Below are 13,466 nucleotides of genomic sequence, written 5' to 3' on the forward strand. Positions count from 1 at the left end.
CCGCAGCCTCAGAGCCGGCAGAGCTTGCTACCCAACGGCGCGTCGAGGCGTATGATGGGGAGCCGCCGGTGTCCGGCATATCATTCGACGAGTGGCCTTCCTCTGTTCAAGTCCGAGACCTGGCGGGCGCGGCGCCGACGGGGCTCTGTGGAGTGACCGATGAAGCCAAGCTGGCGTCTCGCTTTCAGCCCCGTCCTCCTGGCCGGCCTTGTTCTGTTGGTCAGCCTCGTTCTTCCCGGCAATTCCGCCCATGCGCAAACGGGGCGCAAGCCCGCCCGGATCGGCTGGATTTCCCTGTTTCCGCTGGCTCAGGTCGAGAGCTATCTTGGCGCCTTCCGAAGCGGCCTCGCGGCCGAAGGCTATATCGAGGGCCGGAATATCGAAGTCCTCGCGCACTCGGCCGACGGGAATCCGGAACGGCTGTCGGCCGTCGTCGACGAGCTCATCGGCCTCAGGCCCGATGTGATCATCGCTCAAGGCACGGCCATTTTCGGCCTGCGGGGGCTGACCGAGATCCCCGTCGTCTATGGCTTCAGCGGCGACCCCGTCGCGGCTGAACTCACCGACAGCCTGGCCCGCCCGAGCCGGAACCTGACCGGTGTCAGCTTCATGGCGATCGAGTTGAACGAGAAGCGGCTCGATCTGCTGCGGATGGCTGCGCCACAGGCCAGGAGTGTCGTCCTGATGGGCGACCCCGTCCATCCCGGCGCCGCGCTCGAAATCGCCGCGTCCCAGGCCATGGCACGCCAGCTCGGGATGGAGCTTCGGTGGGTTCCGACGCGCAATGTCCAGGAGGTCGGCGACCTGCTTGCAAGCCTCGCCGGGCATCCGCCGGACGCGCTCGTGGTGCTGCCTGACAGCGTCATGCTGCAGAGCCAGAAGCAGATTGCCGCGTTCGCCTCGGCGCACCGGATCCCGGCCCTATCCGGCTGGAGCACGTTTGCCCGCAGTGGCGGGCTCCTGACCTTCGGTCCTCGCCTCGAGGAGAGCTTMAAGAGGCTGGCCTATTATGCCGCTCGCATCCTCAAGGGAGCCAAGCCCTCCGAGCTGCCGGTTGAACGATCCTCCGAGTTCGAACTCGTGCTCAACCTCAGGACGGCAAGGCAGATCGGTCTGATCATACCCGATGCCTTGATCGCCCTGGCCGACGAAATCATCGACTGATCTCGCAGCGAGGCTGCCACGCAGGTGAGGCCGACCCGAAGCGGGCACGTGCCGATGCGCGTGGCAAGACTGCAACGGCTCCCGGCCGTATCAAGGGCCGCGTCGTATATCCCCTGAAGCCGCTTTGAAAATCGACAGTTGCACCGGACTATGCTGAGCTTGTCGCTGTCGGGTCGCGGGGGCTTGAGTCGCCATGAGAAGTCAGGCCTTGCTCGCGCTGGCGCTGGGGGCGGCCCTGTCGGGCTGCGCCAATTCCGTGCTGATCGATATTCCCGACGGCATCAATGCCCCGACCGGGCCGATCAAGTACTCGGTCGAGAAGCTCGGCCTCTACAGCCATCTCCTGAAGATCCATACCAAGCGCGAATTCGACGAGCCGCGCGCCTCGGTGGTGCTGCGCATGGATTCCTTCGCGAACCGCTATGCGTCGACGATCTGTCCATACGGTTTCGACTTCAACGACAATTCCGATCCGCCGGGCGGCCTGACCGACCGCCTGCTGCAGACCCAGAAAACCTATACCTTCACCTGCTTCTGAGGCGGAGCGGAGGGCGGCTGCCCCCCTGCCCCGCGGACAGGGCCCGCTGCTCAGAGCGTTCTCGTGCTCTTCACCCCAAAATAGCAGATGCCTTCGCCGGGCTTGGCCGTCGTGCTCGGGAAGATGATGTAGCCGTCCTCCGGCGCCGTCACGGCCTCGCCATTGGCGCGGCGCGCGATCACCTGGCCCTTGGCGAGCGCGTCGCCGGTCTTCCAGTCGCCCTCGACCTTGTCGCCCTCGGCTTCGCAGATGATCACCTGCGTGATGTGGATGACGGTTCGGCCCGCGGTGGTCGGTGCCGGGGCATCGATCAGGCCGAGATGGGCGAGCGCGTTCAGGATCGCGGCATAGCCGATCTCGATCGAAGCCGGGTCGTCATGCGAGCCGCATTCGAGCGTCACGCCATAGCCGCCGGCAAAGCGCATATATTCGGTCGTGCCATAGCCCTCGGTGACCGAGAGGCGCGGCAGGTTCAATTCCTCGCGCGCCGCGATCAGCCTGGCGTAATTGTCGAGCCAGCCATGGATCACCACCGGCACGCCGAGGCAGGCGGCAAAGGCGCCTTCGGCCTGCGCCTGGCGGAACGGCTCGAGCTCTCCCCGGTTATCCTCTGGTCCGAAGAAGACGAAGGGCTCGCCCTCGCCCCGGAAGGAATGGACGTCGAGCAGGACCTCATGCTGGCGCAGCAGCGCGCAGATGTGGTTGCCGATCCGGTCCTCGTAATTCGCCGGCAGCGGCTTCTCGCGCATGTCGCGGTTGAGGTTGCGGTCGCCTTCGCGGGTCTTCAGGCGGTAGGCCTTGGGATTGGCGATCGGCAGGAAGGTGACCTCGCCACGGCGAATGACCAGCTTGCCGGAGCGGCACTCCTCGATGACGCGGCGGATGGCGTTGGGGCCGCAGGTCTCGTTGCCATGGACGGCGCCGAGCACGATCAGCTTTGGGCCGGCGTTGAGGCCGGTGAAACGGATGCTCTCGAGCGGCCCGTCATCGAGGCCCGCAGTCGCCTGAGGCGCGGAATGGTTCGGCATGGGTTTCGCCATGGTTCTTATGTCCTTCGGATGATCAACGATGCCGTCGCGGTTGTTTGCATCGGCTTTGTCCCGAAAACCGCAATCCACTTTTCGGGCCGATGCTTTAGGGCCGCTCAGACGAGTTCTGCGGCCCTGATGCAGCGGACCTCATGCCCGCCTCCGATCGGGGCCAGCGGCGGCGTCGGCTGGGCGCGGCAGCCCTCGCGCATCTCCGGGCAGCGCGGGTGGAAGCGGCAGCCGGAGGGCGGCTCCAGCGGGTTCGGTACCTCGCCCGACATTTTTACCGCCAGCCCGTGGTTGAACGGGTCGGGGATCGCGGCGATCAGCGCGCGGGTATAGGGGTGGCGCGGCTCAGTGAAGATCGTGTGCCAGTCGCCGGTCTCGACGATCCGGCCGAGATACATCACCGCGACGCGGTCGCTCATATGCTCGACGACCCCGAGATCATGGCTGATCATGATGTAGGAGAGCGAGAGCGTGTCCTTGAGCTCGAGCAGCAGGTTGATGATCTGCGCCCGGATCGAGACGTCGAGCGCCGAAACCGGTTCGTCCAGCACCACGATCTTCGGCTTCAGGATCAGCGCACGCGCGATGCCGATGCGCTGGCGCTGGCCGCCGGAGAATTCATGCGGATAGCGCTCGGCCTGCTCCGCCCGCAGGCCGACATGGCGCATGATCTCGGCGATGCGGTCGTCGACCTCGCTCTTCGTCGTCACGCCGTGCATGCGCAGCGGCGTTTCCAGCGTCCGCCGCACCGACTGGCGCGGGTTCAGCGAGGAATACGGGTCCTGGAACACCATCTGCGCGATGCGGGCGCGGGCCTTGCGGTCGACGCCGGGCGCGGCGATATCCTGCCCGTCGAGAATGACGCGGCCACGCGTCGGCGCCTGCAGGCCGAGGATCGAGAGCGCCAGCGTCGATTTTCCGCAGCCGGATTCCCCGACGAGCCCGAGGCACTCGCCCTTGCGCAGCACGAGATCGACACCGTCGACGGCATGGACCGTGCGGCGCTTGCCGCCGAACAGCCCGCCGCCGAGATCGAACTTCACCTCGAGGTCCTCGACCTTGAGGATGGTCTGGTCGCCCGTGTCACTCATGATGATGGCACCTCACCAGGCCGTCATGCGGCAGCGGCGTCTCTCCGGGATCCTGCGCCACGCAGATCTCGGTCCTGGCATAGCAGCGCGGATTGAAGCGGCACCCGTCCGGGAAAGCCGTCACCGCCGGCACGACGCCGGTGATCTCCTTGAGCTTGTGGCGGCCATGGCGGGCGCGCGCGCCCAGCAGCGGCAAGGAGGCGACGAGGCCCTTGGTATAGGGGTGGCTCGGCGTGCGAAAAACCTCCTGCGCCGGGCGCTGCTCGACCAGGYGGCCGGCATACATCACGCCGACGCGGGCGCACATATTGGCGATCAGGCCGAGATCATGGCTGATCATCAGCACCGCCGTGCCCTGCGCCGCCGAGAGATCGCGGATCAGGTCGAGGATCTCGGCCTGGACGGTGACGTCGAGCGCCGTCGTCGGCTCGTCGGCCAGGAGCAGGTCCGGCCGGCAAGCGAGCGCGATCGCGATCATCACGCGCTGGCGCATGCCGCCCGAGAGCTGGTGCGGGAAATCCTTGACGCGCCGGTCCGGCGCCGGGACGCGGACATTGGCGAGCGCCTCGACAGCCTTGCGCTCGGCCTCGTGCCAGGTCGCGCCCTTGTGCAGCACGAACATCTCGGCGATCTGGCGCCCGACCGGCGAGAGCGGGTTCAGCGCCGTCATCGGTTCCTGGAAGATCATCGAGATGGCGTTGCCGCGCAGCTTGCGCATTTCATTGGCCGAGAGGTTCTGGATCTCGCGGCCCTTGAAGCGGATCTTGCCGCCGCCGATGGCCAGCGGATGCCTGAGCAGGCCGATCAGCGAGAGCGCGGTGATGCTCTTGCCGCAGCCGGATTCGCCGACGAGGCCGAGCGTCTCGCCGCGGCCGATGGTGAAGGAGACATCCTTCACCGCCGGAAAGCGCCTGGTGCCGACGATCAGGTCGAGCMGCAGGTTCTCGACTTCGAGAAGCGCCTCGCCACTCATGCCCGTCCCATTCATGCGCGTCGCGCCCGTGACTGCGGATCGAGGATGTCGCGCAAGCCGTCACCGAGCAGGTTCAGCCCGAGCACGGTGACGAAGATCGCCAAGCCCGGGAAGACCGAGATCCAGGGCGCGGTGGTGATCTGGTCGCGGGCATCCGACAGCATGCTGCCCCAGCTCGGGAAGGGCGGACGGATGCCGAGCCCGAGGAAGGAGAGCGACGCTTCCGCCAGGACCGCGCCGCCCATGCCAAGCGTGCCGATGACGATGATCGGCCCCAGGATATTCGGCAGGATCTGCGTCACCATGATGCGGATATCGCTGTAGCCCAGCACCTTGGCCGCCTGGACATAGCCCTGGTTCTTGAGCGAGAGCGTCGAGGCGCGCGAGAGCCGGCAGGTATAGGACCAGTTGGTCAGGCCGAGCGCGATCAGGAGGCTGGTCAGGCCCGGGGTCAGGATCGCCATGATCGCCAGCGCGAAGATCAGCGAGGGGATCGCCAGCATCATGTTGGTCAGGCCGCTGACGAGATCGTCCCACCAGCCGCCCCAGTAGCCGGCCGACAGGCCAAGCGCGACGCCKATCACCGTGTTGATCAACTGCGAGACGATGCCGACCGTCAGCGAGATGCGCGCGCCGTGCAGCACGCGGCTGTAGATGTCGCGCCCCTGCGCATCGGTGCCGAACCAGAATTCGCTGCCGGGCGGGATCTCGGCATTCATCAGGTTGGCGTCCATGACCGGGTCGGTATGGGCGAGGAACGGGGCGAAGGTACCGGCGACGACGACGGCCGCGAACAGCACGCCCCCCAACACGAGATTGGCTCTGAATTTCATCGGCACCCTCAGGTGTATCTGATGCGGGGGTCGATGATCGCGGCGAGAACGTCCACGAGCATGTTGACCAGCAGGAAGAAGAGCACGATCACCAGGATGCAGCCCTGCACCACGGGGATATCGCGCAGCGAGACGCTGTCGACGAGCAGCGAGCCGAGACCCGGCCAGGCGAAGAGCTTTTCGACCACGACGGCCTGGCCGATCACCGAGCCGAATTGCAGGCCGACCGTGGTGAGCACGATGACGAGCGCATTGCGCGCCAGGTGCCATTGCACGACGCGGCGCTCGCTCATGCCCTTGGAACGGGCGGTGCGGACGAAATCGGCGTTCATGATCTCAAGCACGGAGGCGCGCGTGGTGCGCGCCAGCAGGGCGAGCGGCGCGACGCCGAGCGCGATCGAGGGCAGGATCAGGTTCTTCAGCGAACCGTCGCCATAGCCGAAGCTCGGCAGCCAGCCCAAGGTCAGCGCGAAGAGATACATCAGCATCAGGCCGAGCCAGAACTTTGGCAGGGAGAGGCCGGAGACGGCGGCGACCATCGAGACCATGTCGATCCAGCTGCCAGGCCGCAATGCCGCCAGGAAGCCCAAGGGGACGCCGATCGCGATCGCAAACAGCATCGAGGCGAAGGCGAGCTGCAAGGTCGGCCAGAGACGTTCGGCAATCAGGTGCCAGACCGGCTGGCGGGTGCGGAACGAGGTGCCGAGATCGAGCGTCACCAATTGCCCGATATATTTCACGAACCGGGTCGCGACGGGCTGGTCGAGCCCGAATTGCTGGTTCATGCGGGCGACGGCTTCCGCGTCCATGACGGTGCGCCCGTCAGCCATCTGGCTGGAGGCGAAGCTGCCAGGAATGACGCTGAACAGCAGGAAGATCAGCGCCGCGACAGCGAGCAGAATCGGGATCGCCTGCAGCAGGCGCCGAAAGACATAAGACAGCATGCAGAACTCCTGGCCACGAACCCTTGGCCGCGAACTCTTGGCCGCGAACTCTTGGCCGCGAACGCCCGGCAGCGAAGGCCGCCGGGCGCCGGGGTTTTAGAGATTACTTCGCGGCCGGGGACGACGCGTCGACCCAGAGATCCTCGTAGTACTGCAGGGCGAGTTCCGTCGCGTTGGGCTGCAAGCCCTTCAGCCAGGGCTGATAGGCCATGACTGCCTTGTTGTAGTTGAAGAACCAGACCGGGGCGTCTTCATAGACGATGCCGTTGGCCTTCTTCAGCAGGTCGATGCGCTTGGCCGCATCGTCCGTCGCGGCGGCTTCGTCGATCAGCTTGTCGACGGCCGGGTTCTTGTAGGTGGTGTAGTTGCAGGCGCTCTGCGGGGTCGCGGAGTAGAAGCACTTCATCTGCGTCAGCGGATCGGGACCAGAGGTGTTCGACCAGATATAGGCCTGGAAATCACCCTTCGAGACGATGCCGCCGAGCGCCGAGCCTTCGACCGGCTTGATCTTCACCTTGACGCCGACCTTGGCCAGCATCGGGATCACGGCCTCGACGATCGGAACGCCCCAGCTCTCGTTCGGGGAAGCGGTCCATTCGAACTCGAAGCCATCGGGATAGCCGGCCTCGGTCAGGAGCTTCTTCGCCTTCTCCGGATTGAAGTCGTAGGGCTTCATGTCCTTGTCATAGGCCGGCGAGGAGAGCGGCAGCCAGCCGGTGGCGCGATAGGCCTTGTCGCGGACGAGGCGCTTGATGATCAGGTCGCTGTCGATCGCGTGATTGATCGCCTGGCGCACCCGCTTGTCGGAGAAGGGCTTGAAGTTCGGGTTCATGCCCATGTTGCGGGTGAAGACTTCCGCGACTTCGAGAATGCCCTTCTTCAGGTTCGGATCGGCCTGGTAGGCGACATATTGCGTCGGTCCCAGGATCGAGACGTCGATCTCCTTGTTGCGGAAGGCGATGTCGCGGGCAGCCGCCTCACCCATCGGCGAGATCACGACCTTGTCGGCATAGGGCTTGCCGGCCTGGTAGAACTTCTCCCAGCGCTCCAGCACCATGCGCGAGCCCGGAACATGCTCGACGAACTTGAACGGACCCAGACCGATCGGCTTGTTGAAGAAATCGGGTTCCTGCGCTTCCTTGGCCGGGAAGATCGAGGTGATCGYGGTGCGGAACAGGAAGCCGGGATCGGCCTTCTCGATCAGCGTGATCTCGAGGGTGAAATCATCGATCTTCTTCAGGCCGGAGATTTCCTTGGCCTCGCCCTTCTGGAATTCCTGGGCGCCCTTGACGCGCCGGACAAAGGCCGCGCCGGGATAGTTCTTCGTGGGATCCATCAGCCGGGTGTAGGTCCAGATGATGTCGTCAGCCGTCATCTTGCGGCCGTTATGGAAAAGCGCGTCGTCGCGCAGCTTGAAGGTGTGGACCGTGCCATCGGCGGAGGCGGTCACGCTCTTGGCGAGCTCCAGCACCGGCTTGTTGTTGGTCGAGTCCCACTTGTAGAGCGCGCGGTGCAGCGCGTTACCATAGATCTCGTCCTGGATCTGGTTCGAGACATGGCTGTCATTGCTGACGAAGGATGCGGCATAGGGCGCCGTGAAGCGGATCGTGCCGCCGCGGCGCGGTTCCTGCGCCTGGGCCGAGAACGCCATCGTCAGCGTCAGGGCAGTGGTCAAAGCCAGTCGTTTCAACACGTCAAATCCTCCCAAATTTCCCGTTGATCTTTTTGGTGGCGCCCCCCTTTTCAAGGGCGGCGCCGGTCAGTCCCGTACGGAACCTTACTTGGTTTTTCCGGTCTGTCTCCGTCGTCTAGCCGGCTGTCCCCGAGCAATTATCCGGTCAGGCATTCTGCGCGGCGCGGTCGAACACGACCTTGCCGTTCAGGATGGTGAGATCGCAGCGCGTGTCCTTCAGGATCTCTTCGGGCGCTGCGGTCAAAAGGTTGCGTGAGAACACGGCAACGTCGGCGAGATAGCCCGGCACGAGCCGGCCCTTCACGGCCTCCTGCTTCTGCGAGAAGGCGCCGAATTCGGTATAGGCCTGCAGCGCCTCGTCGATCGAGACGCACTGGGCCTCATCCATCACCGTGCCGCGCCAGGTCTTGCGGGTCAGCATGGTGTAGAAGTTCGGGAACGGATTGGGGTCGCAGACCGGTGCGTCGCTGCCCGTCGCCGGCTTCAGGCCGAGATCGAACCAGGTCCGCAAGGGGTAGCTCGACAGCGCCCGCTCCCGCCCGAGCACCTTCACATAGGCATCGCCGAAATCGTAGATGAAGACCTGCTGCGGGCAGGGATAGATGCCGGCCGCGACCATGCGTTCATGCTGCTCGGGCGTCGAGAAGCCGCAATGCTCGATGCGGTGGCGGCGGTCCGGATCGGGATGGGCGGCGAGCGCCTTCTCATAGGCCGTGATCAGCTGCTCGATCGCGGCATCGCCAATGGCGTGGCAGGCGAGCTGATAGCCCTTCACATGGGCGTCCATGACCTGGCGCTCGACATCCGCGTTCGAGCACATCTGCACGCCGGTGGTCTTGTCCTCGCCGAGATAGGGCGCGTTCATCCAGGCGGTGCGCCCGCCGGCCGAGCCGTCGAGGAAGAGCTTGACCGCGCCGACCATCAGCATGTCGTCGCCGGTGCCGGAGATCAGCCCGGCCTCGTAGCATTGCGGCACGACCGAGCGGCCTTCGTCGCCGAGCAGGGTCAGCCAGGTCCGCACCGGCAGGCGGCCGTCGCGCTTGGCGCGGTGATAGGCCGAGATCTCGCCGAAGGCGCCGCGCTGGCCGACCGCCGCATCCATGCAGCTGGTGATGCCGAGCGAGAGCAGGTAATTGCCGCCGCGTTCGATGCCGGTGACGAGGTCTTCCTCGGTCGGGCGCGGGATCGCGGCCCAGACCGGCGCGCGGGCGTTTTCCGCCAGCATGCCGGTGAGCCGACCGTTCTGCTGTTCGATCAGGCCGCCGGGCGGGGTCGGCGAGGCCTCGTCGATGCCCGCGAGCYCCAGCGCCATCGAATTGCAGATCGAGACATGGCCGCAGGTCCGGATCAGCATGACCGGATTGTTCGGCGCGGCGCGGTCGAGTTCCTCGCGATAGGGATGCCGGCCGGTATCGAGCTTGGTCTGGTCGTAGCCGCGCGACAGGATCCAGTCGCCGGGCTTGGTGCCGGCGGCACGCTTTGCGATGGCATCGAGCAGGGAGGCGAGATCGGGCGCGACCGCCGGGCGGGCGTCGACCCAGTCCATGGTCATGCCGAGCGAGACGAGGTGCAGGTGGGAATCGTTCAGGCCGGGCGTGGCGAGCCGGCCCTCGAGATCGATCACCTTGGTCCCGGGGCCGATCAGGGCGGCGATCTCGGCATCGCTGCCGGTGGCGAGCACCCTGCCCTGCCAGATCGCCAGGGCCTCGACGACCCCGTCCTCGCGGCCGCACCAGATCGGGCCGTTCCTGAGGACGAGATCGGCCTGCGGCCGGGCGCGGTGAGCCGGGGTTTGAGCGGAGAGCGTCATGGAAACTCCGAATTCATGTCAGGGCTTTAGTCCGAACGTCACGCCGGAGGCCAAAGCCCCCGGCTCGATCATCGGACCGGATTTCCTATTCGGTTCGATGATCTAACCTTCTGTGTTCGCATCGGTTTTCCCGAAAACCGCAATCCACTTTTCGGGCCGATGCTTTAGGCGCTAGATGTCGTCGAGCGGGAAGATCGGCCGGCGAACGCTCTTGTAGGGGCGCTCCTTGAAATTGCGCGTCGCCAGCGCGCCGGTATCGACCTCGACCACTTCGCGGGCGATCGGCTCGAAGGCGGCCCGGAAATGCTGCATCGACTTGACGATCACCGTCGATTTCCGCGTCGGGTCGACGCCGAGCGAGGTGAACTGCGCGAGGTCGGTCGCCTGGCCGTTATGGGTGATGATGACGAGCTCGACGCCGCCGATGCGCAGCATGACGCTGAGCCCGTAGCTGCGCCAGGCACCGCCGCCCATCGGGCCATAAGCGATGAAATGGCCGTCGGTGATCGAGACGACCCGGCCGGTGACCTCGAGCGGGCCGCCGCCCATGTTCGGATCGACCTTGCCGCCGAGCATCAGCGTCACGGTGTTGCCGACGCCGGCAGCCTGCGCCTGCAGCGCAGCCTCGCCGTCGCAGATCGCGTGGAAAGCGACATTCTCCAGGCCGGTGGCCAGGACCGCGCGCAGCAGGTTCGTGGCGTCGCCATAGGCGCCGGCGCCGGGATTGTCGGAATAATCGGAGATCACCAGCGGCTTGCCGGCCTTACCCTCGCCGTTCTGGCCCTCACCATTCTTCGCCTTCACCATGGCCTCGGCCACGGGCGTGAAATGGATCGAGGAGAAATGCCGCTGCTCCCAGGCATAATCCATCAGCTCTTCGGCGATGGCCTGGGCCTTGTTGCGGTCATTGGCGGTGACGACGACGGAGGGGCCGATATCGTGGACGTCGGCCGAGGAGAAGCCGGCCTGGACGCTGACGACCAGCGCCTCGCCCTTCGCCTCGAGCTCGTCGCCGCGGCGCAGCAGCTCCTTGAACGGGGGCGAGGTCGTGCGCCCGCCATCGAGAGCGTAGAGGATGGGCCGGCGGGCAACGGCGGCGGTCGGCGTGATCTCGCCATCCATCGCCTTCTGCAGCAGCTCGGCCGCCTGCCAGGTCCGCTCATACTGGTCGATATGCGGATAGGTCCGGTAGGAGATCAGCGCATTGGCGCTGTCGGCCATCAGCTGGGTGAGCGTCGCGTGCAGATCGAGCACCGCGACGACCGGAACGGAGGGGCCGACCTTGGCGCGGATGCGGGAGAGCAGCTCGCCCTCACCGTCATCGGAGCTTTCCGTCGCCATGGCGCCGTGGAGATGCAGCAGCACACCGTCGACGCCGGCGCAGGCCGCGACGATCTTGCCTGCGCATAGCTCGAAGGCCGCATCGGTGACGCGGCCTGAAGGGTTGGCATGGGCGACGATGGGGTGGGTCAGGCTCCAGCCGAACTTCTCGGCCGCCTCGAAGGCTGCGCCGAGCGATGTCCGCGTGCCGCTGAAAGCCGGGGGAATCTCGTTGTCGAGATAGAGGCCGGCGTTGCGAAAGACCTCTTCTCCGGTGAGCTGAACACTGAATGTGTTCGTCTCATGCATGAACTCTGCGACMAGAACGCGTCGTGCCATAATCCTCGTGTCCCTCCCGGACCCTTTTCGACTCTTTTTAACGGTCGTTCGGGTCTATGCCAGATGTGTATACAGCATGCGCTCCCTGCGTGGAGCGCCTGCCGTTCGTCGCAAGCGCGGCCTTAGGCCGCGCTGCGTCTGGACGAAATCGCCCAGACGCAGAAAACGTGATCGAACCTCATAGTCATGCGAAAAACCGTTGCCGCTTTTTCGCAGAATGCTCTAGGCCGCGCGGCTGCGCTCGATTTCGCCCTTGCCCGGGGTGCCGTCCTCGGCCCGCGCATAGGCCTTGCCGAAGCGGTTGGCGAGGAAGGAATCGAGCGTGATCTCTTCCTGGCGGACAAATCCCTGCTGCGGCAGCTTGCCCTGCGCCAGCATGTCCAGCACCGCGCAGATGCCCGAAGCGGTGGTGATCTGGATGGCGCTGCGCGTCACGCCGCCGACGGTCGCGCTGTAGACCTTGTTGGCATAGGTCTGCTGCAGCAGGCGGCCATCTTTCATGCCGCTGACGGTGACGAAGATCACCACGACGTCCTGCAGGGTGCTCGGCAGGGCGTTCTCAAAAATGTCCTTCAGCACGTCGCGGCGATCKGCCAGGCGCAGGTCCTGGAGCAGCGCCTTCATGATCGCGCAATGGCCGGGATAGCGAATCGTGCGGTAGTTCAGCGTCCGGACCTTGCCGGCCAGCGTCTCGCAGAGCGTGCCGAGGCCGCCAGAGGTGTTGAACGCCTCATAGGTGACGCCGTCGAGCGAGAATTCCTCGCGCTCTTCCATCGCCGGGACGAGGGTCAACTCGCCGTTGACGACCGCTTCGCAGGGTTCGCAATACTCGTTGATKACCCCGTCCGTGCTCCAGGTCAGGTTGTAGTTGAGCGCGTTGGAGGGGTATTGCGGCAGGGCGCCGACGCGCAGCCTGAGGCTGTCGAGCGTGTCGAAATCACGCGCCAGATCGGCGGCGACGATCGAGATGAAGCCCGGCGCCAGGCCGCATTGCGGAATGAGGGCTGCCTTCGCCGTCTTGGCGAGTTCCTTGACGCGCCTCGTGCTGGCGACATCCTMGGTCAGGTCGAGATAATGGACGCCAAGCGGGGCCGCGACTTCGGCGATCCGCGTCGTCAGATCGAAGGGGGCTGCGCTCAGCACGGCGAAACGGCCTTCGAGCAGGGCGGTCAGCGCCTCCTTGTCGGCGATATCGACCTTGCGGGTCGAAACCGTGGCGCTGGTGCGGATGCCGGCGAGCTGCGCCTCGGAGCGGTCGGCGACCGTGACGCGGTAATCCCCGCTGCTGCCGAGCATGTCGGCGATGGTCTGGCCGATCTTACCCGCGCCAATAACGACGATTTCCTTCATTGTGGCGCTCCGTGCGTTCGTTGATGTCCTATGCTGGCTGACGATTTCGTCGAATAGAAGCGGCCATCACGACGATTCATATGGGATTTTACGGCGATCTGCCGTAAGTACTCAGCATCATGCCGATCGACCGCACAGACAGACAGCTCCTTATCCTGCTGACCGAGAACGCCCGGGCGCCGGTGGCCGAGCTCGGCCGCCAGCTCGGCCTCTCACGCACGACGGTGCAAAGCCGGATCGAACGGCTGGAGCGGCGCGGCGTCATCACCGGCTACACGGCGCGGCTCTCCGACGAGCATGAGCGCGGGCAGGTCAAGGCCCATGTCCTGATCACCGCACTGACCAAGCTCGCTCCCAGGGTCGAGGCGGAACTG

12 protein-coding genes are annotated in these 13,466 nt (G+C 65.5%); 3 read left to right on the forward strand and 9 right to left on the reverse strand.

From position 1 onward, the window contains the following. The first annotated feature begins 159 nt into the window (after positions 1–159). Complete coding sequence (locus AC1DJT_RS13115; protein ID WP_476834199.1) at positions 160–1,164, forward strand: ABC transporter substrate-binding protein; 1,005 nt, start codon at positions 160–162, stop codon at positions 1,162–1,164. A 193-nt stretch (positions 1,165–1,357) separates the two neighbouring features. After that, positions 1,358–1,702, forward strand: a complete 345-nt coding sequence (locus AC1DJT_RS13120; protein ID WP_476768175.1) for a hypothetical protein — start codon at positions 1,358–1,360, stop codon at positions 1,700–1,702. A 50-nt stretch (positions 1,703–1,752) separates the two neighbouring features. On the opposite strand, the gene AC1DJT_RS13125 is transcribed toward AC1DJT_RS13120, so the two are convergent. The 9 genes from AC1DJT_RS13125 to AC1DJT_RS13165 form a co-directional block, all read right to left on the reverse strand. Beyond that, positions 1,753–2,742 carry a succinylglutamate desuccinylase/aspartoacylase family protein gene (locus AC1DJT_RS13125; RefSeq protein WP_476768174.1) on the reverse strand — a complete coding sequence of 330 codons (990 nt, stop codon included), beginning with the start codon at positions 2,740–2,742 and terminating at the stop codon, positions 1,753–1,755. Positions 2,743–2,846: 104 nt separating this feature from the next. Then, positions 2,847–3,830, reverse strand: a complete 984-nt coding sequence (locus AC1DJT_RS13130; protein ID WP_476768173.1) for an ABC transporter ATP-binding protein — start codon at positions 3,828–3,830, stop codon at positions 2,847–2,849. Then, entirely contained in the window at positions 3,823–4,803 is a 981-nt protein-coding gene (locus AC1DJT_RS13135) for an ABC transporter ATP-binding protein (protein ID WP_476834203.1), read from the reverse strand. Before AC1DJT_RS13135 ends, AC1DJT_RS13130 begins: the two co-directional genes overlap by 8 nt. 11 nt (positions 4,804–4,814) lie before the next feature. Next, positions 4,815–5,636 (reverse strand): ABC transporter permease, encoded by an 822-nt coding sequence (locus tag AC1DJT_RS13140; protein WP_476768172.1) that lies wholly within the window; start codon positions 5,634–5,636, stop codon positions 4,815–4,817. 8 nt (positions 5,637–5,644) lie between these two features. Further along, the gene (locus AC1DJT_RS13145) at positions 5,645–6,580 is read right to left on the reverse strand and encodes an ABC transporter permease (protein WP_476768171.1); all 936 of its coding nucleotides are present in this window, start codon (positions 6,578–6,580) and stop codon (positions 5,645–5,647) included. Positions 6,581–6,683: 103 nt separating this feature from the next. Further along, positions 6,684–8,270: an ABC transporter substrate-binding protein gene (locus tag AC1DJT_RS13150; RefSeq protein WP_476834204.1), complete on the reverse strand. Its 1,587-nt coding sequence runs from the start codon at positions 8,268–8,270 to the stop codon at positions 6,684–6,686. A gap of 148 nt (positions 8,271–8,418) precedes the next feature. Then, complete coding sequence (locus AC1DJT_RS13155) at positions 8,419–10,083, reverse strand: amidohydrolase (protein ID WP_476834200.1); 1,665 nt, start codon at positions 10,081–10,083, stop codon at positions 8,419–8,421. 171 nt (positions 10,084–10,254) lie between these two features. Next, the gene (locus AC1DJT_RS13160) at positions 10,255–11,742 is read right to left on the reverse strand and encodes a M81 family metallopeptidase (RefSeq protein ID WP_441504736.1); all 1,488 of its coding nucleotides are present in this window, start codon (positions 11,740–11,742) and stop codon (positions 10,255–10,257) included. Positions 11,743–11,964: 222 nt separating this feature from the next. Then, entirely contained in the window at positions 11,965–13,092 is a 1,128-nt protein-coding gene (locus tag AC1DJT_RS13165) for a saccharopine dehydrogenase family protein (RefSeq protein ID WP_476834201.1), read from the reverse strand. Positions 13,093–13,211: 119 nt separating this feature from the next. Between AC1DJT_RS13165 and AC1DJT_RS13170 the strand changes: the two genes are divergently transcribed. After that, the coding region (locus tag AC1DJT_RS13170; RefSeq protein ID WP_476834202.1) for an Lrp/AsnC family transcriptional regulator at positions 13,212–13,466 on the forward strand (255 nt) is incomplete at its 3' end.

Source organism: Allobosea sp. 05T422_2 (assembly GCF_056396265.1).